19 protein-coding genes are annotated in these 20,432 nt (G+C 45.0%); 8 read left to right on the forward strand and 11 right to left on the reverse strand.

Annotated features, from left to right (window positions below; translation table 11 throughout):
• Nucleotides 1-224 precede the first annotated feature (224 nt).
• The 3 genes from guaA to helD all read right to left on the reverse strand — a co-directional run bounded on the left by guaA (nucleotide 225) and on the right by helD (nucleotide 5,341).
• Nucleotides 225-1,781, reverse strand: coding sequence for a glutamine-hydrolyzing GMP synthase (gene guaA, locus FFM75_RS11705; protein WP_137629348.1), 1,557 nt, complete (start codon nucleotides 1,779-1,781; stop codon nucleotides 225-227).
• 95 nt (nucleotides 1,782-1,876) lie between these two features.
• On the reverse strand, nucleotides 1,877-2,800 hold the full coding sequence (gene coaA / locus FFM75_RS11710) for a type I pantothenate kinase (protein ID WP_137629349.1): 924 nt from the start codon (nucleotides 2,798-2,800) through the stop codon (nucleotides 1,877-1,879).
• A 234-nt stretch (nucleotides 2,801-3,034) separates the two neighbouring features.
• On the reverse strand, nucleotides 3,035-5,341 hold the full coding sequence (helD, locus tag FFM75_RS11715; RefSeq protein ID WP_137629350.1) for an RNA polymerase recycling motor HelD: 2,307 nt from the start codon (nucleotides 5,339-5,341) through the stop codon (nucleotides 3,035-3,037).
• Between the two features lie 228 nt (nucleotides 5,342-5,569).
• Between helD and FFM75_RS11720 the strand changes: the two genes are divergently transcribed.
• From FFM75_RS11720 to FFM75_RS11740, 5 genes are all read left to right on the forward strand, one after another.
• Entirely contained in the window at nucleotides 5,570-6,208 is a 639-nt protein-coding gene (locus FFM75_RS11720; protein ID WP_137629351.1) for a DedA family protein, read from the forward strand.
• A gap of 133 nt (nucleotides 6,209-6,341) precedes the next feature.
• Complete coding sequence (locus tag FFM75_RS11725; RefSeq protein ID WP_137629352.1) at nucleotides 6,342-7,274, forward strand: GrpB family protein; 933 nt, start codon at nucleotides 6,342-6,344, stop codon at nucleotides 7,272-7,274.
• A gap of 18 nt (nucleotides 7,275-7,292) precedes the next feature.
• Nucleotides 7,293-9,149 (forward strand): cation:proton antiporter family protein, encoded by a 1,857-nt coding sequence (locus FFM75_RS11730; protein ID WP_137629353.1) that lies wholly within the window; start codon nucleotides 7,293-7,295, stop codon nucleotides 9,147-9,149.
• A gap of 63 nt (nucleotides 9,150-9,212) precedes the next feature.
• Entirely contained in the window at nucleotides 9,213-9,869 is a 657-nt protein-coding gene (locus FFM75_RS11735; protein ID WP_137629354.1) for a histidine phosphatase family protein, read from the forward strand.
• Between the two features lie 11 nt (nucleotides 9,870-9,880).
• A complete protein-coding gene (locus FFM75_RS11740; RefSeq protein WP_137629355.1) occupies nucleotides 9,881-10,534 on the forward strand; it encodes a histidine phosphatase family protein in 654 nt (217 codons plus the stop codon).
• 129 nt (nucleotides 10,535-10,663) lie between these two features.
• On the opposite strand, the gene FFM75_RS11745 is transcribed toward FFM75_RS11740, so the two are convergent.
• The 3 genes from FFM75_RS11745 to FFM75_RS11755 form a co-directional block, all read right to left on the reverse strand.
• Entirely contained in the window at nucleotides 10,664-10,948 is a 285-nt protein-coding gene (locus tag FFM75_RS11745; RefSeq protein ID WP_137629356.1) for a type II toxin-antitoxin system Phd/YefM family antitoxin, read from the reverse strand.
• A 142-nt stretch (nucleotides 10,949-11,090) separates the two neighbouring features.
• Nucleotides 11,091-11,405, reverse strand: coding sequence for a DMT family transporter (locus FFM75_RS11750; RefSeq protein ID WP_137629357.1), 315 nt, complete (start codon nucleotides 11,403-11,405; stop codon nucleotides 11,091-11,093).
• Nucleotides 11,406-11,541: 136 nt separating this feature from the next.
• The gene (locus FFM75_RS11755) at nucleotides 11,542-11,985 is read right to left on the reverse strand and encodes an NUDIX hydrolase (RefSeq protein WP_137629358.1); all 444 of its coding nucleotides are present in this window, start codon (nucleotides 11,983-11,985) and stop codon (nucleotides 11,542-11,544) included.
• Between the two features lie 88 nt (nucleotides 11,986-12,073).
• On the opposite strand from FFM75_RS11755, the gene hflX reads away from it, so the two are divergent.
• A complete protein-coding gene (hflX, locus tag FFM75_RS11760) occupies nucleotides 12,074-13,360 on the forward strand; it encodes a GTPase HflX (RefSeq protein WP_137629359.1) in 1,287 nt (428 codons plus the stop codon).
• A 29-nt stretch (nucleotides 13,361-13,389) separates the two neighbouring features.
• Here the strand turns inward: hflX and FFM75_RS11765 are convergent, their stop codons facing one another.
• Nucleotides 13,390-13,965 carry a TetR/AcrR family transcriptional regulator gene (locus tag FFM75_RS11765; protein ID WP_171001496.1) on the reverse strand — a complete coding sequence of 192 codons (576 nt, stop codon included), beginning with the start codon at nucleotides 13,963-13,965 and terminating at the stop codon, nucleotides 13,390-13,392.
• A 109-nt stretch (nucleotides 13,966-14,074) separates the two neighbouring features.
• Between FFM75_RS11765 and FFM75_RS11770 the strand changes: the two genes are divergently transcribed.
• A complete protein-coding gene (locus FFM75_RS11770; RefSeq protein WP_137629361.1) occupies nucleotides 14,075-14,809 on the forward strand; it encodes a sulfite exporter TauE/SafE family protein in 735 nt (244 codons plus the stop codon).
• Between the two features lie 64 nt (nucleotides 14,810-14,873).
• On the opposite strand, the gene FFM75_RS11775 is transcribed toward FFM75_RS11770, so the two are convergent.
• From FFM75_RS11775 to FFM75_RS11790, 4 genes are all read right to left on the reverse strand, one after another.
• Nucleotides 14,874-16,121 (reverse strand): ArgE/DapE family deacylase, encoded by a 1,248-nt coding sequence (locus FFM75_RS11775; protein WP_137629362.1) that lies wholly within the window; start codon nucleotides 16,119-16,121, stop codon nucleotides 14,874-14,876.
• A 69-nt stretch (nucleotides 16,122-16,190) separates the two neighbouring features.
• A complete protein-coding gene (locus FFM75_RS11780; RefSeq protein ID WP_171001497.1) occupies nucleotides 16,191-17,348 on the reverse strand; it encodes an MFS transporter in 1,158 nt (385 codons plus the stop codon).
• A gap of 1 nt (nucleotide 17,349) precedes the next feature.
• Nucleotides 17,350-17,778 carry a MarR family winged helix-turn-helix transcriptional regulator gene (locus FFM75_RS11785; RefSeq protein WP_137629364.1) on the reverse strand — a complete coding sequence of 143 codons (429 nt, stop codon included), beginning with the start codon at nucleotides 17,776-17,778 and terminating at the stop codon, nucleotides 17,350-17,352.
• A gap of 120 nt (nucleotides 17,779-17,898) precedes the next feature.
• Nucleotides 17,899-18,780: a sulfite exporter TauE/SafE family protein gene (locus FFM75_RS11790; RefSeq protein WP_137629365.1), complete on the reverse strand. Its 882-nt coding sequence runs from the start codon at nucleotides 18,778-18,780 to the stop codon at nucleotides 17,899-17,901.
• A gap of 288 nt (nucleotides 18,781-19,068) precedes the next feature.
• On the opposite strand from FFM75_RS11790, the gene FFM75_RS11795 reads away from it, so the two are divergent.
• Nucleotides 19,069-20,394, forward strand: coding sequence for an APC family permease (locus FFM75_RS11795; protein ID WP_137629366.1), 1,326 nt, complete (start codon nucleotides 19,069-19,071; stop codon nucleotides 20,392-20,394).
• Nucleotides 20,395-20,432: the final 38 nt, after the last annotated feature.

Consider the following 20,432-nt stretch of genomic DNA (forward strand, 5'->3'; position numbering starts at 1 on the left):
TGGAATTAGCTACTACCATTGTAAGTGATTGCTTTGGGCTTTTTAATTTCTGTTCGGATTAATTATAGAATTTGCCAAATTAAACTAAAAAGCCTCACCAGAATTCACCACTCTAGTGAGGCCAATCTATAAAATTTTGGTAGACATCTTCATCTACATTGTTTGTTTTTGATTGAAGTCCGTTTCGCTAAATGGGGAATACTCCGCTTATTTTATTTAGCCTTCTATTCCCATTCAATCGTCGAAGGTGGCTTACTCGTGACATCATACACGATACGGTTGACGTGATCGACTTCATTGACGATCCGTACCGAAATCTTTTGTAAGACATCCCAAGGAATCCGTGCAAAGTCAGCGGTCATCCCATCGATGGACGTCACTGCCCGAATCCCAACGGTGTAGTCGTAAGTCCGACCGTCACCCATGACACCGACACTCTTGATCCCTGGTAAGACTGTAAAGTATTGCCAGATTTCGCGGTCTAAGCCGGCTTTTTTGATCTCATCTCGTAAGATGAAGTCACTATCACGGACGATTTCCAACTTATCTTCGGTGATTTCACCGATGACCCGAATCCCGAGACCAGGACCTGGGAATGGTTGGCGCCAAACGAGGTCTGAAGGCATGCCAAGCTTTTCACCTAATTCACGGGCTTCATCCTTGAACAAGGTCCGTAATGGTTCGATTAACTTGAATTGCATGTCTTCTGGCAACCCGCCGACGTTATGATGAGATTTAATCGTTTGCGCCGTGGAAGTCCCACTTTCGATGACATCGGTATACAACGTCCCTTGCGCTAAGTATTCCATCCCATTTAACTTCGTGGCTTCTTCATCGAAGACTTGGATAAATTCATTCCCAATAATCTTCCGTTTGCGTTCTGGATCACTGACGCCAGCTAATTTGCTCAAGAAACGGTCTTTAGCATCAACTTTAATGATGTTCAAACCGAACTTGCCTTCCAAACTAGCCATGACTTGGTCAGCTTCACCTTTACGTAACAAGCCGTGATCAACGAAGATACTCGTTAATTGCGTGCCGATAGCCTTATGCAATAAGACCCCGACCACGCTAGAGTCAACCCCGCCAGAAAGGCCGAGTAAGACTTTTTTGTCGCCAACTTCAGCGCGAATCTTTTCGATTTGCATGTCAATGAAATCATCCATTGACCAGTTAGCTTCCGCTTGGCAAACATCAAACGCAAAGTGCCGTAAGATTTCACTACCAAAGTCAGTATTCCGAACTTCAGCATGGAATTGAATTCCATACAACTTCCGGTCAACGTCTTGGATGGCAGCGATTGGACAGTTTTTCGAAGTTGCGACAACTTCAAAGCCATCAGGTGCTTGGGTTACCAAGTCCCCATGACTCATCCAAACTGACTGTTCTTTAGGCGTGTCTTTAAATAAGACAGCTTGGTCACTAGTGACTTGGATGTTAGCTTTCCCATATTCACGGTTATCAGCTGATTCAACTTTCCCACCATCGAGTGAGTAAGTCATCAGTTGCATCCCATAACAAATCCCTAAGATTGGTAAGCCCAACTTAAAGATTTCGGGATCAACCCGAAAGGCGCCGTCATCGTAAACACTATTCGGGCCACCAGAAAAGATAATCCCTTTCGGGTGGCGGGCTTTGATTTCTTCAGCAGTAATCGTATTCGGAAGTAATTCTGAATAAATGCCGAAATCACGAATGCGCCGGGTAATCAATTGGTTATATTGACTCCCAAAATCCAATACTAAAATTGAATCAAAAGACGCGGTGTCCGTTTTTGCCAAGTTGTTCACTCCTTTGGATTATTTGTAGCTCAATAGCTCTATAATACTGATTTCTGAACGTTCGGTCAATGGTTATGAGAAAATTCTCACCGGCATCAGTACTTACGGAAGTAGACAGCATCGATTAAATGATGCGCCACCTTATGCAAAATCAAATCCGCACGATTCCGGGTCGGCAAGATATAATCATTCAAGTTTTTCAAGTCAACATCGTGCCAAACCCGCTTCGCCATATGAATCGCATCGGCATGCTCACCGATGGCCCATGGGTAAAAATAGTTTTTCGGATCTTGAAAAGCCGTCTTCATCAACGCCTCAAATCGATCTAAATACCACGTTTCAATCAAATCAGCATCCGCATCGACATAAACTGAAAAATCCGTAAAGTCGCTAATGTAAATTTGTTGATTGGTTGGCAACTGTAACACATTGATGCCTTCGATAATCAAAATATCCGGATGGGTAATCACGTTAAACCGATTCGGCACAATGTCATAGATTTGATGCGAGTATACCGGCGACTTCGCCAGTGGTTGGCCGCTTTTAACATCATTCAAAAATTGAATCAGTTGCGGCATATCATAGCTTTCTGGAAACCCTTTGCGTTCCATTAATTGCTTTTTCTTCAACACCGCATTGGGATATAAGAACCCATCGGTTGTGATCAATTGCGTCCGGCGGTCCGGATACAAGTATTTAAACAGCAGCTCTAATAGTCGCGCTGTCGTTGTCTTCCCAACCGCCACACTTCCAGAAACGCCGATAATAAATGGCGATTGTTTATTCTGGCGATGTAAAAAGACCGACTCGGTTTCCCGCCATGACAAGTAGTGTTCAAACTTGGCTTGCAATAAATGGGCCACGGGTAGATAAATCTCCCGCACGTCTTCAATACTGATTTGGTCATTAAAGGCTTTGATTTCCCGTAAATTTTCCGCCGTCAACGGCACGTGGCCGTTACGATAAAATTGCTTCCACTGGTCGCGTGAGAAGCGGTAATAATTCAGTTGCTCTTCCATAATCTGTCTGCCACCATCGTTAAAATTAATGGGTGTATTATAGCATAAATCCGCATCCAATCTGACTTGGAACTTTAAAAAACTAATTTGTCACCATCCGTTCATGCTCAGTCCGAGATAACAATATCAAAACGGCCGTCACCAACAACTGGTAACGGCCATTTTATGACTAATATCGCCATACTAACGAAAAACAACTATAAATTTTTAGTTGCCACTAGCTCGTTTCCACCACTAAACGGCAGCTTCATTCAACATATAAAGCTGGTGATCCACTCGCGTCAACAATGGTGACAATTCCCCCACTGCGATCAGCGTCAATTCATGCATCGCCCGTGAGCAAATCGTATATAACAATTGCCGTTCGTCTTCGCGATGGTAGTTAGCCGGATTCGCATTCCACACGATCACCGCATCAAATTCTAGCCCTTTAGCCAAGAATGATGGTACCACGATGACCCCTGGTGCTAACCGTTGATTTTCCGTGCGAATCAAGGTGACGTGTTCTCCCCGTGCTTGCAAGGCATCAGTCAACTGTTCACATTCAGCTAACGTCTTGCCGATGATTGCCGTAGTATCACGGTCCGAATCATTCAACGCTAACTGGTCGACGACTTGATCGACACCACTGTCAAAGTCCCCCGTGACCGCAATATTGGGCAAGTCACCTTGGCGATCAAACGCCGTGACCGCTTCACCATTTACCAAAATTTCTTTGGTAAAGTCCGTGATTTGTTGGGTTGACCGATAAGACTTGGTCAATTGCACCACGCGCGTCTTTTCAGGATCAAATAACGTCTCCAATTCGCCGATCAACGTATGACTATTTTCCTTAGTGAAGATCGCTTGATTCAAATCACCCAACATCGTAAAGCGCGCATTTGGGAAGCTAAACTTCAAGAAGGCTAACTGAAAGGCATTGTAATCTTGAATTTCATCCAAGAAGACAAACCGCATGTCGCGTTGGCCTTTCTTCCCAGTCATCAGGTCATACAAATACATATAGGCCGACACCGTCGTTAAGGAAATGTGCCGTTCTTTGATTGACGCCAGCTTTGTTTCGACCGCGGCATCCCAATCATCGCGACTCACACCATATTTATCCAAGTGTAACAAGTCAGGCACGTGCTTTAAGAAATGCGCATATTGCATATTGATACTTAAGAAGCGATTACGCACGATTTGCGTCCGGGCTTGGCCTAAGTGCTGCATGACGATCTTACGGGCTAAGAATTTGAATTCTTCATCGCCATTCTTAAATTCACGCGGCTTATTACCGTAAAGTTGATTGAGTTCTTCACGTGATAAATCTTGCACGGCTTCTTCGACCCATTTACTGCGCATTTCAGCGGCCACTTTGCGATTCAAGATCTTAATCAAGGCTTCTTTAGTCGCTGATAAGCGGTTCGCCAAATGGTAGTTTTCATTAAAGGAATAGTAGATTTCGCGAATCTTATCCCGCGGAATCAGGACTTCATCGTTCAACATGATATTCCGGAACCGCATGTCGGCTTGTTCCAAATGTCGCCCATACGCCGTGACCGCATTAAAGAACGCTAAACTGCCCTCTAACTTCGTAATCGCCGCCATGGCTGGCGTATTTTCAGTTTCAAAGCGTTGTTGCAAGGTCTCAACTTGCATATGTGGCAAACGATAAGATGCATATTGGTAATACGTCATTTGGACCATGTTTTGTTCACCAAGTTCTGGTAACACTTGGTTAATATAATCATTAAATAACTGGTTTGGTGAAAATAAAATAACTTGACCAGCCGTTAAATTACCCCGATACCGGTACAATAAGTACGCGACCCGTTGTAAGACTGAAGACGTCTTCCCAGAACCGGCCGCCCCTTGGACAAATAGTAAATCCGAACTCGTATCCCGGATAATGGTATTTTGTTCTTTTTGAATCGTCGTGACGATGCTCTTCATCTTGACATCGGACTTTTCGTCCAACACTTCTAGTAGCATCGAATCCCCGACGGCTTCATCGGTATCGTAAACCGTCACGATTTGGCCATCTTGAATCATCAGTTGACGTTTGAGTTTGACATCGACAGCTTGCGGGCCGTCGGGTGTTTGATAGGTCACTTGGCCTAAACCACCATCATAATAAATACTCGAAATCGGTGCCCGCCAGTCATAGATCAAGAAATGGTCAGGACTATCAGAAAATGAACTAAGGCCAATATAGATGGTTTCAGTCGCCGGTTCGCCCTTTTCGTGAAAGTCCAGCCGAGCGAAATAGGCATTCTTTTCAAGTTTCTTTAAGGTCGACAATTGCTTGGTCGCATGTTGCCAACTATTTTGCCGTTCGTCGAGCATTTGTTGTTGCTGGCGAACTGACAACCCGGTCTCCATCATCCCTTCATAACTGTCGGTCTTAATATTGACATCATTATAGAAATTTTGTTTAATATCAGCTTGATCTTGTTCGGAACGTTGAATCGTTTGACTCTGGTTCTCCTCTTCGATCCGAATCTTATCAACCACATAATCCAGATGTTGTTGTTCTGAAGCTTTAATCGACTTAGTCATTGAAGTCCTCCAATCATAAATATCGAACAATAATTTTAGCACTATCCGCGTCATGACACAATTAATAACCTATTTGACGGACCGGTTTTGCCATTAAAATTACAAAAGTTTGAAGTTTTGCTTATTTTCGGTAAATTTCAGTTAAGTCGCTCAAATTGTTAGCGATTACATCTAGTATTCAGCCGGGATTCCAGCTAAAATAGACTTAATTTATTGGAGGTGGTACCGTTGGCCAATCTACTTATGATTTTCACCCACTTAGAACAATACCTGATTCCGTTATTGACCACGCTAGGCAACTGGAGTTACATCATGTTGTTTGCGGTGATCTTCCTTGAAACTGGCATGGTCGTCTTCCCGTTTCTACCGGGTGAATCGCTGATTTTTCTCGCCAGCACCATGGCTGCCACCCATACGAGTCTGGACATCCAAGTTTTAGTACCGGTCTTCTTCTTTGCGGCCGTCATTGGTGACACCGTGAACTTTGAAATCGGTCGCCACTTGATCAGGTTGCCTTGGCTCCAACGACACTTACCACAAGACAAACAGCTTAAAGCCCAACACTTCTTCGCCAAATACGGCAGTAAAGCCGTGATGTTTGGCCGCTTTGTCCCTTTGATTCGGACCTTTGTCCCGCTATCAGCCGGCGCTGCTAAAATGCCGCAACGCTCGTTTGCTTTATGGAACTTAGTCGGGGTGGGTATCTGGGTCACGGTTGGCTGTTCATTAGGTTACTTCTTTGGTTCGATCAGCTTTGTTCAAAGTCACCTTTCACTATGCTTCTTAGGCATTATGGCCGCTGCTTTGATCCCGGCAGTTACGATCACCTTAATCAAAACGTTGCGCCGGCGCCATGCCGCGCTTTAACGCTGCACTTCATCACTTGACGTTGGTAATGTAAATTGCCAGCGTTTTTCTTTTTCTTCCTATGTAAATTCTTTCAAAATCCCCCTAAAAAGTGTATCCTTTCATAGGATTACCAAACGGAGGTCTTGCCCAAATGACAACGATAAACTTAACCAATTATCAACCAGCCTGGCAACAACTTGCGCTGGATTTTCAGGAAACCCTTAAAACATATCCTTGGTACCAAGCTAGTAGTCACATCGGCAGTACCGCAATGCCCAAAGTCCTAGCCCGACCAATCGTTGATATCGCCGTGTTAGTCACCGATGTTAACGCCACCGTCAAAGCTTTGGCAGCTACACCAGTCCCAACCCAACCACAAACTTATCAATTAACCTTTGATGGGCAATTAATGCACGTGATCCTAACGACCGTCACGGCGGATTATCAAACACTGATCAACTTTCGCGATTACCTAAACGCGCATCGCACTGATAGTCGTAAATACACGGCAGTTCGTCAAACCGCCCAACAAGCGCAAAACTACTACGCTGCTAAAGCGGACTTTGTCAGTGGTATCAATGGCAAAGCGACTGAATGGTTAGCGACTAAAGACCAGCACGAACACCACGACCGCACGGTGCGCGCCGAACTCGTCAATATGTGCCTGATTCGTAACCCTGAAACCGATGAAGTCGTCGTTGAAAATAAGATCGACTCACAATGGGCCGGCTTAACTTTTCCGGGTGGTCACGTTGACCCCGGTGAATCACAAGTGCACGCGATGCAGCGCGAAGTCTACGAAGAAACCGGCCTAACCGTGAATCAACTGCAACTTGTCGGTACCGTGACCTGGGTCGAAAACGCCACCGGGGATGTGTCACTAGGCACGTTATACACGACGACCGATTATCACGGCAACTTACTAGCTGGGTCGTATGAAGGGGCCATTAGTTGGCAACCTTTAGCGAGTTTAACACCTGACAAACTCGCTCCCGGCGTCGCTGAAATGCTACAAGTCTTCACCAATCCGGCCATCAACGAAGCGTTTTGGGGCGCTGATGATACCAAATTACAGCTCTTTTAATGAATTGAGGGATTTTTTATGGATCAAGTTTCACTAGTCATTATGCTTTTTGCGGCCTTACTAATTCCATTAGTGATGGCCAAATTCAAAATCAACAGTTTGCCAACGGCGGTCATGGAAATCATCGTCGGCATTATTTTAGGCCCAAGCGTCTTTAACATCGTCTCAATGAACAGTTCGATCTCACAACTATCCACGATTGGGGTCATCGTGCTCTTGTTCTTAAGTGGGTTAGAAATCGACTTTAGCTTGTTCAAAAAACGGCGTGCGGCGTTAACACCATTAGAAAAGAAAAACGCCGTCAACATTCCAAAGTACTCCCCCGTGCGGTTATCCGTCTATGCCTACACCACGATTATCATCTTATCGTTATTGTTAGCTGCGGCCTTTAAAGTATCGGGGTTATTCAGTGATTTTTGGTTAGCAACGATTCTCTTTGGGACGATTTCACTCGGTATCGTCATTGCGGCCTTAAAGGAAAAAGAATTGCTTAGCAAAGCCTTTGGGCAAACGGTCTTATTGATTTCAGTTTTCGGGGAATTGATTCCAATGATGGGTTTGACGCTTTATGCCTCAGTCTACGGCAGTGATTCGCAAAGCTTATGGCTCTTATTATTGATTTTAGCAGTCGCCGCCCTATTACTCTTGCGGTTCAAACCATTCTTCCGGTTTTACCAAAACATCAACAAATCGACGACCCAATTAGACATTCGACTCGCCTTCTTCTTAATCGTCACCATGGTGACGGTCGCTGAATCTGTCGGCGCTGAAAATATCCTTGGCGCTTTCGTGGCTGGGATCGTCTTAAAGCTGCTCCAACCTAGTGATAGTACACGTGAACGGTTAGACTCGATTGGGTATGGCTTTTTCATTCCAATCTTCTTTATTTCCACAGGGGTCGACCTCAATTTGCGGACCTTACTAACGAGTGGCAAGACCTTACTCTTGATTCCACTGTTCTTCTTAGCTTACATGGTCGCCAAGCTTGGCGGTTATTGGGTCTTGAAGTTACGCTTTAAACAGGCCAACGCCCTAGCTGGGACGGCCTTGACCGCCACAACCATGACAATGGTCTTAGCCGTTTTACGAGTTGCTAAATCGATGAAGACGATCACAGCCGATCAATCCGGGGCCTTTTTACTCGCGGCACTGTTAACTTGTATCGTCTCACCATTGATTTTCAACAAGTTTTATTCCGCTGAAAAAGAAGACTTGGTCAAAACGGCCGTCCACTTTATTGGCGCTAACTTAAGCACGGTCCCGGTGGCCCAACAATTGCGTAAAGGCTGGTATGACGTCAAGATGTACACCAACCATCCCGAGAACTATCAAACGTACCATGCCCAAGCCCCCGTTGAATTATTGGAAAACTTTACACCAATAGACTTGGAAGATCACGATGTCTTTGATACAGATATTTTAGTACTTGGTCATATCGACGCCGAACGCAACTACCAATTAGCCAAAGCCGCTAAAGACTACGGGGTCAAACGGATCATCGTCCGTTTTGAAGACCGTAACGTCTTAAACGAACATGAAGATGAATTGCGTGATTTAGGCATTGAAGTTTACAACACGCCCGAAGCCAACATTACGTTACTCCGGTCGTTGATCGAATCACCATCAACCTTATTGATGTTACAAGATACCGAAAACAGCATTTACGAAGTCAAAGTCCTCAACCACTTATACACTAATGTGCAAATCAAGAACTTACAATTTGCCCAAGATATTACGATTAGCCAAGTCATCCGTAACCGTAAAATCATCGTGCCTAATGGGAGTACCACGATTCAATATGGGGACCGCTTGATCTTCACTGGCAGCAAACAAGATGCCCCACGAATTCGCCAAGCGCTCGCAACGGCCAACTAATATGCTAGAATGATAAGGTTGGCTTGAATTTAACTAGTTTATTTAGAAATAAGGAGTTTATTGATGTCTACCTTTTCCGTTTACATGATTCGTCATGGTCAAACTTACTTTAATAAATATCGTCGAATGCAAGGTTGGTGTGATTCACCACTGACGACGGTCGGCGAACAAGATGCGATCAATGCCGGTAAAATGCTGCAACACGTGTACTTTGATGCTGCTTATGCCAGTGACATGCCGCGCGCAATGAATACAGCCAAGTTGATTTTACCCAACAGTGGTAATCCCGACTTGACGGTGACCCCCATGCCAGCCTTTAGAGAAGCCTTTTACGGTTACTTTGAAGGTGATGACACGTCTCAAACTTGGTTTGAAATCGGTGCGCCGCACCAAGCACCCAGCTTATCGGCCATCATTGAAAAATATGGCATTCATAAAGCTAAGGACTTCGCCAAAGAAGCTGACCCCTTCCATCAAGCTGAAAACAATGCTGAATTCTGGGAACGGGTCAACGGTGGCATCGCTGAATTACGGGCGCAAGCACATGATGGCGATAAAGTCTTACTCGTTAGCCATGGCAATACGATTTATAGTATCGCCGCTGAAGTGGCCGCATTAACGTCACCTGACCGCCCACAAAATGGGAGTGTGACGAAATTTACGATTACCGATGACGATATTAAGTTAGATTATCTCGGTAAAAAAGACCATATCGAATAATAGGAGTTAACATGTCAAAATTTTCAATCTATTTCGTCCGGCATGGCCAGACGTACTTTAATCTTTACAATCGGATGCAAGGTTGGTCAGATTCACCGTTGACCGACAATGGTAAAAACGTTGCTACAAAAGTCGGGCATGCCTTAGCCGATGTGCCTTTTAATCACTACTACGCTAGTGATTCCAAGCGTGCTATGGATACGGCCAACTTGATCAAAGCCGAAGCCAACCAAGCAACGACACCGCTAACGACGCTCGCCAATTTCCGTGAAGTCTTCTACGGCTATTACGAAGGTGACGATTGCAGTCGCGTGTGGTCATTAGTTGGGAAACAATACAACGTGACCAGCTTGCATGAACTACTTGAACACATTAATATCGAGCAAACCCGCGATATGATGAAAGCAATCGACCCTACCCACGAAGCCGAAGATAATGCGACTTACTGGGAACGCTTGAATGCCGGGTTCGATTACCTAAAAACGCATCATGATAATGGTGACAAGGTGTTAGTGGTTACCCATGGGACAACGATTCGCAGCATCGTCTCGCATTTTGGCCCTGAAGTCGATATTACGACTGGTCCTAAAAACGGGAGCCTGACGCGCTTAGACGTTGATGGCGATCAAATCAAAGTCGTTGATTATGCCAAAGATTTAGTTTAAGTTAAAATACCGTCTCACTTAGCAAGTCGTAACTTGTGCAGTGAGACGGTATTTTTGTTTGAAGTTTTTCGATTTTTTGTTTGCTAATAGCTATACTCAGACCGACCTTAATCGGTAAATGCCACACGCTCAATCTTCCTCATTAGCTAAATTCCGCCATTCTTCAGCTGAAAGTGTTTTTACTTTACCATTCTTCATTTGGTCAATTGATTTATCCAATGCTTGACGATTTTCATCTGATTTTAAAAGGTACAATGTTTCTTCCCATGACCGGAACTCACGCTCCGACATTAAGACAACATTCTTATTTTTAGGCTTTGTAATAATAATATGCTCATTATAATTAACAACATCATCAGTAATCGTCTTCAAATTCTTTCGCGCATCGGTAATATTTGTCGCAGTAGTCGCCATCACAATCACCTCTCATATGAACATAACATCACGTTTTGCTGTACGTAAAACTGTACCCTATAAAATAACAGATATCATTTAACCATACATGACACTAGGGTTTATTAAAGGCAGTTATCATTAATTGCATAAGTATTAGACTTTAACTCGTCACCTTAATCCCAATAATCCCGATTACCAGTAACGCCACAAAGACCCACGTAATTGGTGACAACGTATCCTTGAAAAAAATCACGCCGACGATAATTGCCCCGACGGCTCCGATCCCGGTCCAAATTGGGTAAGCAATACTTAACGGTAAGTGTTTGGTAGCCAAGGCTAAAAAGCCGAAACTTAAAATCATGCCGACGACTGTTGCCGCCGCATAGCCCAGGTGACTAAAGCCATCGCTCAACTTCATCATTGTCGCCCACACCACTTCAAAAATCCCAGCTACGACTAAATAAATCCATGTCATTTTGAATATCCTCCTAAACAAAAAGCCGGCCAGCAGGGTTAACTTCCGCAAAGACCTATGGAAGTTAACAGCTGCTGTCCGGCGACAGTCATATTTAATTTGAATAACTACACTCTAGCAAATCTAATTTCAACCGTCAAGCTTGTAGCCTTGACAACATATAGGCCGTCAATGGCGTTAAGGGTTGTGGTAACTGATCTAAGGCAAAAAAGGCGGCCCCGGCTGTTTCATCCGTTGTGGTAACCAGCGTGCCACCCGTGACCATGCCACGATATAAAATTGTGACACTATCAATAACGTCACCATTCGGATACTGATAATGCATGGCGGGTCCACTGAACACTTGTACCAACTGCACATCAGTGACCGTCAACCCGGTTTCTTCACGTAACTCCCGTTGGGCCGTCGCTTCGGTCGTCTCCCCTGGTTCCGTCGAGCCAGCTGGCAATCCCCAACAATGATTGTCGATCCGTTTGACCAGGGCAATTTCACCAACCGCATTAGTGGCTAAAACGGCTGCCCCAACGACGACTAACGGTTGATGCCCCACTTGTTGTCGTAACTTTAACACATAGCCCATCACCATTACCTCCCTAATTCCTTAATCAATAATATTTAGATTAGACATGTTATACTTAAATCAACTATAACACGAGGAGCGTGATTGAATGTCCGAACCATTCGTACAACCAGTCATCATTGCCGGCATGTCTAAAACTGTCGCCAATTACGACTACGCCATGTCTGAACTTGAAGCGTTAGTCGAAGCCAACAACATGCACGCTGAACTACGCATCGATCAAAGCTTAGAAAAGCCCAATCCAGCGACCTACTTTGGTAAAGGGAAAGTCGTTGAGATCAAAGAAATGGCGGAAGCTAAAGACTTAAACATCATGATCGTCAACGCGGACCTAACACCTAGTCAAGTCCGTAACTTAGAAACCGAGACCGGGTTACAAATCATCGACCGAACGGGGTTGATTTTGGAAATCTTCGGTAACCGTGCTCGCAGTAAAGAAGCCAAGTTACAAGTTAAGATTGCCCAACTTCAATACCAATTACCACGGTTACGAACGAGCATCTCTAACCGCCTTGACCAACAAGCTGGGGCCGCAGCCGGGGGTGGCGGTGGCTTTACCAACCGTGGGTCTGGTGAAACCCAATTGGAACTCAATCGGCGGACGATTCAAGACCGGATCAGTCATGCCAAGCATGAACTAAAAGAACTGAACAAAGACGCCGAAGTACGCCGGACAGCCCGTGAAAAAGCTGGTCTACCAAACGTTGCGTTAGTTGGCTATACCAACGCGGGTAAATCAACCACGATGAATGGGTTAGTCAAATTATTCGGTAAAGGTGAAGACAAGCAAGTCTTTGAAAAGAACATGCTGTTTGCCACCTTGGATACGAGTATTCGGCAACTCACCTTCCCCGATAACAAACAATTGCTATTGAGTGATACCGTCGGGTTTGTCAGTGACTTACCACATAACTTGATCAACGCCTTCCGCTCAACTTTAGCTGAAGCGGCCAGTGCGGACTTGTTGATTCAAGTCATCGACTATGCGGACCCGCACTACAAAGAAATGATGGCCACCACTGAAAAGACGCTTAAAGAAATTGGCGTTCACGATGTGCCGATGTTATATGCCTACAACAAGGCGGACTTGACCGAAGCTGATTATCCTAACCAACAAGATGATCAATTAATCTACGCGGCTAAAAATGAAGCGTCGATTCAAGCCTTAACTAAAATGATCAAAGCAAAGGTCTTTAAAGACTACGTGACGACGACCCTCTTGATTCCATTCAACGATGGCGATGTCGTGGCTTACTTGAATGATCATGCCAATATTTTAAAAACCGATTATTTAGCTGACGGCACACAATTGACCGTTGAACTAAATGCTGTCGATGCCCAACGTTATGATAAATACGTGGTCACACCGGCCTAACTAAAAAGTGATTATCCCTTGGCGGATAATCACTTTTTTAATGGATCGGCTGATTTGATCATCAAGCGACTGATTTGGGTCAACAAGTCATCCCGACTCAATCCTTGTTCGCGCTGATACGCATAACTATTACTCTTTAGCATTGCAATCAACATGTCCGCACGAAACTTCAATTCACCGGGCAACAATGGGCCGCTGACCGGCTTTAACACTTGCATGAATAATTGGATCAACTCATGATACAAGTCACTTTTGTAATAAGCTGGCATAACGGTCGCGCCATTCTCAATCGACGCGAGTAATTGTAATCGTCGTTCGCGAAAACGTAAATATCGGGTCAACACTTGTTTAAATTGTGTCACCGCATCATCAGTCGTTTGGTACAAATACTGTTGGGCATCCGCCACGAATTCTTGAATAAAAGTCATCGACATATCTAAACACAACGCACTTTTATTCGGATAATTACGATACAATGTGCCCGGTCCAATCCCAGCGGCCGTGGCAATCGCCTTCATGCTGACCGCCGCGACTGATTGTTCACGAAACAATTGGGCCGCGGTAGCTAAAATTTTCGCGCGATTTTGTTGGGCATCCTTACGCATTTCACACCTTCTCGTCGTTTTTTTAACCATACGCCAAAAGTCGTCGCTTGACAAGTGGAGTCGGCTCCACTTATAGTTAAGTTAATGTCAAACGAAGAAGGTCTTAACAGTGCTAGTCTTATTTTATGGTTTAGCCATTGGTATTTTTGTCAGTTTAATCGGTGGGGGCGGTGCGGCGCTTTACTTGGGCGTCTTGACTAGTCAATTAGGTCTAGCGACGGCCGTTGCCGTGCCGACCTCCTTATTAGTTGCACTCCCGGCTTTGTTCTTTGGCTTTTTAACGCAAATGCGGATCAAAAATGTCGACTTTCATGTCGGTAATCAAATGATCATTGCCGCAATCCTCGGTATTATTATCGGGACGATTGCCGGGCAATATATCCCGCAAACCTTATACGACTGGATTGTCGGCACAATTTTTATCATCATGGGTGGCATGGTTTTGATTAAAGCAATCCGCCATGGTGGCAAAAAAGCCGCCAATCATCAAGTCTGGGCGGCACGCGGCTTTGGCTTACTAAGTGGCTTGATGGTCGGTATTGGTGGCCTTAGCGGTGGCGCCACGACCGCAGCGGGCTTAGCGATTCTCGGATTAACTGCAGTAGAAGCTGCCGGGACGGCGACGTATGTCTTAACGGCCATGTCTGCCATTAGTCTGGTCGGACACTTATTCACCAGTACCTTTGCCTGGCAAGCCGGCTGGCTACTCATGCTAGGTGCCATCATCGGGGCCGTTTTGACCCCGCTGGTAATTCGTCGTCTCGACTTGGACAAGGTCAATCGGGTCTTAACACCATTTTTAGGTCTACTTATTATTTACTTTGGTGTCAAAATGTTCATATAACCTAAAACAAGCGCAGCTACGAGTCGGTAGTTGCGCTTGTTTTAGGGTTTCAGTTCGAATTATGCTAATCTTCAGCCGCGAGTTTTTGACTCGTCACGTCTAAATATTGCACAAATAGTTGTTGATAAATATCGATGAAATTCAAATATTGTTGTTTAGAGGTATATTCATTATCTTGATGTTGGGTATCGTTACCTGGGCCAAACGCCGCATAGTCAAAGCCAACTGGTTGATCAACTAAATAACTGGACGTATCCATCGTCCCCGAAGCACTCGTCTTTAAGATTTCAGTTGCTGAATATGGCATATCCAAGAGTTTCAGTAACTTAGCTTCATACGCCTGTTCTTCAGCACTCAAGTTTTGCTTGGCCGCATATGGATTCCCGATTTGTTGGATCAACTTGATCAAGTCAGAATCAGCATTGGCTTGCGTCGAAATCACATCATTAGCAGCAATTAATTCAATGTCACCGGTAGTCGTTGCGTTATAGTCATCGACGGTCTTTTGGAACGCTGCGATCAACTCACCGTTTGGTAATTCAGGAATCGTCCGCAAATTGATTTCAGCGGTCGCTAAGCCAGGAATGGCATTCACTTGGTTACCAGCCTTTAAAACATCGACATTATACAACGTACCACCCATCACTGGATTAGTGACTGGCCCCGCAACTTCATCGAAGGTGGCTTGCATTCGTTGAAGGATATTCAAGAGATGGGTCGCCGCATTATTACCTAATTTTGGCATCGAACTGTGGGCTGCTTTACCATGTGACTTAACGGTCAGATTCAAAGTTCCCTTAGTGGCATCAATTACCCGATAGCCGGTTGGTTCACAAATCAGTAACGCATCCAAGTCCTTGACATAGCCCGCTTTTTCAAAGGCTTGCGCGCCAACTTGGCCGACTTCTTCACCGGCACTGGCTAAGAATTTCAAAGTACCGTGTAATGGTACCTGCTTTTCTTTCAGCGTGATCATCGCAATCACAATAGCAGCTAATCCATCCTTCATGTCATTGACCCCACGGCCGTACAAGTTATCGCCATCTTGCGCCATTTCAAACGGATCTGTGCGCCAATTTTCGCGATCAACATCGACCACGTCCATATGACCACCAATCCCTAAGACCGGTTTACCCGTCCCCAGCGTTGCCACGAAGTTTGCCCGGTCACCACCGAGTGGGATAATCTCATTATCGATACCAGCTTGATCGAGTAATTGTTTTAAATACTTGGCCACTTGTAATTCATGATCATTGACGGATTGAATCTTCACCAAATCCGCTAAAATTTGCATTTTTTGCGCTTCATCCATAAGTTATCAACCTCCTGTTAATGGTATACCATTAACGGGAATTTCGTCACAAGCTAAGACGCTTATAAATTAAGCTAGCAAGCGTCGGCTTAGTAAGTAGACCACGATGATCAATGGTAAGGTGACCATCATAACTGGATAGAACCATGCCCATGGCAAAACCGTTGTGATCACCCCAGCCAACATCGGTCCCAAAGACATCCCAAGATCGACCCCAATATAAAACGTACTATTCGCTAACCCATGATCAGCTTCCGGCACGAGCATCAAGGCCTTAGCTTGGCAAATCGAAAACATCAAGCCGTAACCAGCCGCTAACCCAAAAGCGCCCACGATTAGCATGAACCAGTTGCTTAAGTCAGTTAAGCCAATCAAACCTAATAAGTTAAAGCCTAAACACAACCAGATAAACTTTCTAAACGGCACGTGGTCAAATGCATCCCGCAAAACGAGCCGCATCACTAATAAAATAATGGCATAAACTGGAAAGAATACCCCGGCTGGGACCGCAAAATGCCGATGGGCAATATAACTCACAATATAGGTCTGTGTGGCAAAGTATGGCAGCGAAAACAACATTAAAATAATCGCAATCGGGATGACTTTTGGCTGGACCAATCGTAACTTAGCCGAGGCTGATTTCGTCGCTTGATACGTCGCGCTCGGTACCCCGCGATTACCGACGAATTGAATCACGATCAACATCAATAAGCTAAAGGCCGCGGCTAACCAGAACACGCTTTGATAACTGTAGTGTTGGTACAAATAGACACTGACTGCTGGGCCAACCGCCATGCCCAACGCATTGGCTAGTCCGTAAATCCCCATACCAGACCCGATGCGGTCGGCTGGTAGTAAGCTCGCCATCCAGGTCGCCATGCAAACTGAACACAAGGTATAACCTAGCCCATTGAGCACCCGACAAACCATAATTAATCCAATATTGGTCGTCGCGCTGTAGCCTAAACTAGCCAGTAAAATCAAGCTTCCCCCAACCAACGTTAGGTGATACTTTGAAACACGATCAGTCAAATTCCCAGCTAGTGGCCGCAGTAGCAGCGATGTTAAGTTCATCAAGCCAGCAACGACCCCCGCTAAAATACTACTGGCGCCAATATGACTCGCAAATCCAGCAATAACTGGATTAATTAACATCGGACTCATTAAATAAAAGAAACTAGCTGCCAACACTAATTTCACATCTTTGGTATATAACCGCGTTTTCACGCTACTCATTCCTCTCTAAATTCACATTAGCCCGCCGAAGCAGCGCTAAAAATTGTTGTTGTTCTGCTGGGGTAAAATCAGTAAATAATTCGCGACTCGTTTGCCAGCCGTGTTGACTTAACTGCGCCCGCTTTTTGGTTCCCAGTGCTGTCACAGTAACTAATTTGGCCCGGCCATCCGCCGGGTTCGGCGTCAACACAACGACCCCTAACTTAACCAAATGTTGCACGATTACCCGCGCAGTTTGATGGGTAATTTCTTGATAATCCTTAAACATGGCAATCGTCCGGCCAGGATGATCGGCAAAATACTTCAACGCATCGGCTTGACCGGTCGTTAAATTTAAATCTTGAATATGTAAATTCCGGCGCTGCTTGATTTTGCGACCGAGTATCAAAATCTGCCGCGCAACCATTTCATCATTATTCATCGTTGTCACCTCGTCATAAACTATACAGCATACTGTATAGTTTTGCAAAAAGCCCCCTTCTTTCACCACTTTTTTCATTACAAAAAGGCGTCACAGCTAGATGAACTGCGACGCCTCATATTAACGAACCACTTTTTTCTGCCGAACCGCCGCGCGTGCTAACGAACTTGCGGTCCACAAACTAACTATCACAATCAGCCAACTTAAGGCAGTTAAGGACAACGATTTAACGACCGTGGCCGCGACGATCACCCCTAAACTACCACCAAGGACGATGCCAAAGAGCCCCCGATAATCAACGCGATCTCGGCGAATAAAATTAACCGCCGACGTTGGCATGAGCAAGGCACACGATAACATCATGATTGGAAACGCCGCGATTGGCGTTAACCCTAAAAAGTAAACCATCACCATACATGGGGCATATAAGCCAACTCCAGCTGCCATCAACAGACCTAAAATAAAGTTGCCTACAATTCCGATCACTAATGGCCAGCCACGTAAACTGGTCGCATGATTGGCAACCCCTAACAGGCTGATCCATCCAAGTAGCTTAGCCGCCATTAAAATAGCCGTCAGCACTAGAGCGACTGCCATGATTGCTTGAATGCGCCGTTGATTCAGCTTCACCATCACTTCACTGCCAAGCACGGCGCCAATCGCCGCGGCGAAGACTAAGCTAATCAACGTGACTGGTTCAACCGTCACGGTCGTCACGAAGAACAAGGCCTCAAACGCAGTTGGAATCGCATGAATCGTATTTAAGGTTCCCGGTAATTTGCGCTCATCTTTTAAATAATGGGTCGCTTGAAAGATCGCAGTTGTGGTCACAAAGCTTCCAATGCCTAACGTATCTAAAAAGTCGGTGATCGCCCCGATGACGACCCCGATACCAAATTCACGACCAGTCGTGTGATGTTGTTGCCGCCGCGAACCGCGTAACAGCAACCAAAAGAGTCCCACGCTACTCAACGTTAGGAAGCTCACAATTACAATTACCATCTCAATTCCCCTTCTCTGTCTTAAAGATTATACCGGAAATCCCGATGGCTGCCAAAAAATCTAATCGCCACCTCATAAATCAATCAAATTGTAAAATACGAATAATCATTTAATATCAAAATACGAATAAATCTATTTATCGAACTTTTATCAATTTAAATAGTTATAAGTTCGTTATTTAATACATAAATTAGAGAATTCAGTGATTTCTTAATTGTTTCAAATCGAATTCTCTGGTATGCTAAATGCATTCAATAATTCGATACCGAAAGTGAGGCCGTCACCTGCATGCAATCTGCAAAATCTGAACCAACTTTAAATCGTTCCTTGGGCTTCTGGTCAGCCTTATCGTTAGTCGTGGGGACCGTGATTGGTTCCGGAATTTTCTTCAAACAATCATCCGTCCTCGATAGTGCCGGGTCAACGACCAACGCCTTGTTAGCTTGGCTTTTAGGTGGCTTGATCACGTTGACCGCGGGCCTAACGATTGCGGAAGTTGGCGCCCAAATGCCGCACACGGGTGGCTTATACGTCTACATGGAGCAAATCTACGGTAAAATTTGGGGCTTCTTATCCGGCTGGATGCAAGTCTCGATTTATGGTCCTGCCATCATTGCCTCGATCGCCTCTTATTTAGGGATTTTATTAGTCGGCTTCTTCCACTTAAACAGCGGCTGGCAAGCGCCACTAGCCATTGGTGTCATTATCTTGATCGGTGTCTTGAACATGTTTGAGAACCGCTGGGGCGCCGCTTTTCAAATCGTCACGACGCTGGGAAAACTACTGCCAATTGCAGCAATCATCATTTTTGGGCTTTTCTTTGGTGATCAAAATGCCTTTGGGCAGTCATTAAAAACCGTTAGCCAATCAACCGGTAGCTTCGGCGTCGCTGTCTTAGCAACATTATTTGCTTATGATGGTTGGATTTTAGTCGCCAACTTAGGTGGCGAAATCAAAGAACCACAAAAAATCTTACCGCAAGCGATTATTTTGGGTATTTCGTTAGTCCTAGTTGCTTACACGTTAGTCAGCTACGGCATCTTGCATTTTATTCCGGCCACTAAGATCCATGCATTAGGGCAACAAACGACCGTTTACTTTGCGCAAGCAGCGTTTGGGACTATTGGCGGCCGCTTACTCAATATCGGGGTCATTGTCTCGATGGTCGGTTGTTTAAACGGTAAAATCATGACCTTTCCGCGTATCATGTACGCCATGGCGGAACGTAATCAATTGCCATTCTCTAAGCAACTACGCTATATCAACCGCAAGTCTCATGAACCAATCGTCGCGACGATCGTCATTTTGATTCTAGCTAGCATCATGATTTCATTTTTCAATCCCGACCGGCTATCTGACTTATGTATTTTTACGGTCTATTGCTTCTATGTTGCCACGTTTATTGGCGTCTTCTTACTCCGCAAACGCAATCGCGACCAAGTCCGGCCATTTTCAACACCCGGCTTTCCCATCACACCGTTGATTGCGATTCTAGGGGCTCTATTCGTTATCGTCAGTGAAATCGGCTCTGATTTACCTGGGGTCTTACTTTCGTTGGTCATCGTTTTAGTGGGGATTCCGATTTATTACTATAAAAAACGGCAGCCCGTCTAACAAGCTATCATGCTAAAAAGGAGATTCCTGAGAAATTA

This window comes from Lactiplantibacillus daowaiensis (assembly GCF_005405085.1).
GTDB lineage: Bacteria > Bacillota > Bacilli > Lactobacillales > Lactobacillaceae > Lactiplantibacillus > Lactiplantibacillus daowaiensis.

Coding starts and splice junctions, on each gene's coding strand:
- FFM75_RS11730 (WP_137629353.1), top strand. CDS start 7,293: ATGGATCAAGTTTCACTAGTCATTATGCTTTTTGCGGCCTTACTAATT.
- FFM75_RS11790 (WP_137629365.1), bottom strand. CDS start 18,780: ATGGTAATTGTAATTGTGAGCTTCCTAACGTTGAGTAGCGTGGGACTC.
- FFM75_RS11755 (WP_137629358.1), bottom strand. CDS start 11,985: ATGGGCTATGTGTTAAAGTTACGACAACAAGTGGGGCATCAACCGTTA.
- FFM75_RS11745 (WP_137629356.1), bottom strand. CDS start 10,948: ATGGCGACTACTGCGACAAATATTACCGATGCGCGAAAGAATTTGAAG.
- FFM75_RS11725 (WP_137629352.1), top strand. CDS start 6,342: ATGACAACGATAAACTTAACCAATTATCAACCAGCCTGGCAACAACTT.
- FFM75_RS11765 (WP_171001496.1), bottom strand. CDS start 13,965: ATGCGTAAGGATGCCCAACAAAATCGCGCGAAAATTTTAGCTACCGCG.
- FFM75_RS11775 (WP_137629362.1), bottom strand. CDS start 16,121: ATGGATGAAGCGCAAAAAATGCAAATTTTAGCGGATTTGGTGAAGATT.
- coaA (WP_137629349.1), bottom strand. CDS start 2,800: ATGGAAGAGCAACTGAATTATTACCGCTTCTCACGCGACCAGTGGAAG.
- helD (WP_137629350.1), bottom strand. CDS start 5,341: ATGACTAAGTCGATTAAAGCTTCAGAACAACAACATCTGGATTATGTG.
- hflX (WP_137629359.1), top strand. CDS start 12,074: ATGTCCGAACCATTCGTACAACCAGTCATCATTGCCGGCATGTCTAAA.
- FFM75_RS11785 (WP_137629364.1), bottom strand. CDS start 17,778: ATGAATAATGATGAAATGGTTGCGCGGCAGATTTTGATACTCGGTCGC.
- FFM75_RS11740 (WP_137629355.1), top strand. CDS start 9,881: ATGTCAAAATTTTCAATCTATTTCGTCCGGCATGGCCAGACGTACTTT.
- FFM75_RS11750 (WP_137629357.1), bottom strand. CDS start 11,405: ATGACATGGATTTATTTAGTCGTAGCTGGGATTTTTGAAGTGGTGTGG.
- FFM75_RS11735 (WP_137629354.1), top strand. CDS start 9,213: ATGTCTACCTTTTCCGTTTACATGATTCGTCATGGTCAAACTTACTTT.
- FFM75_RS11795 (WP_137629366.1), top strand. CDS start 19,069: ATGCAATCTGCAAAATCTGAACCAACTTTAAATCGTTCCTTGGGCTTC.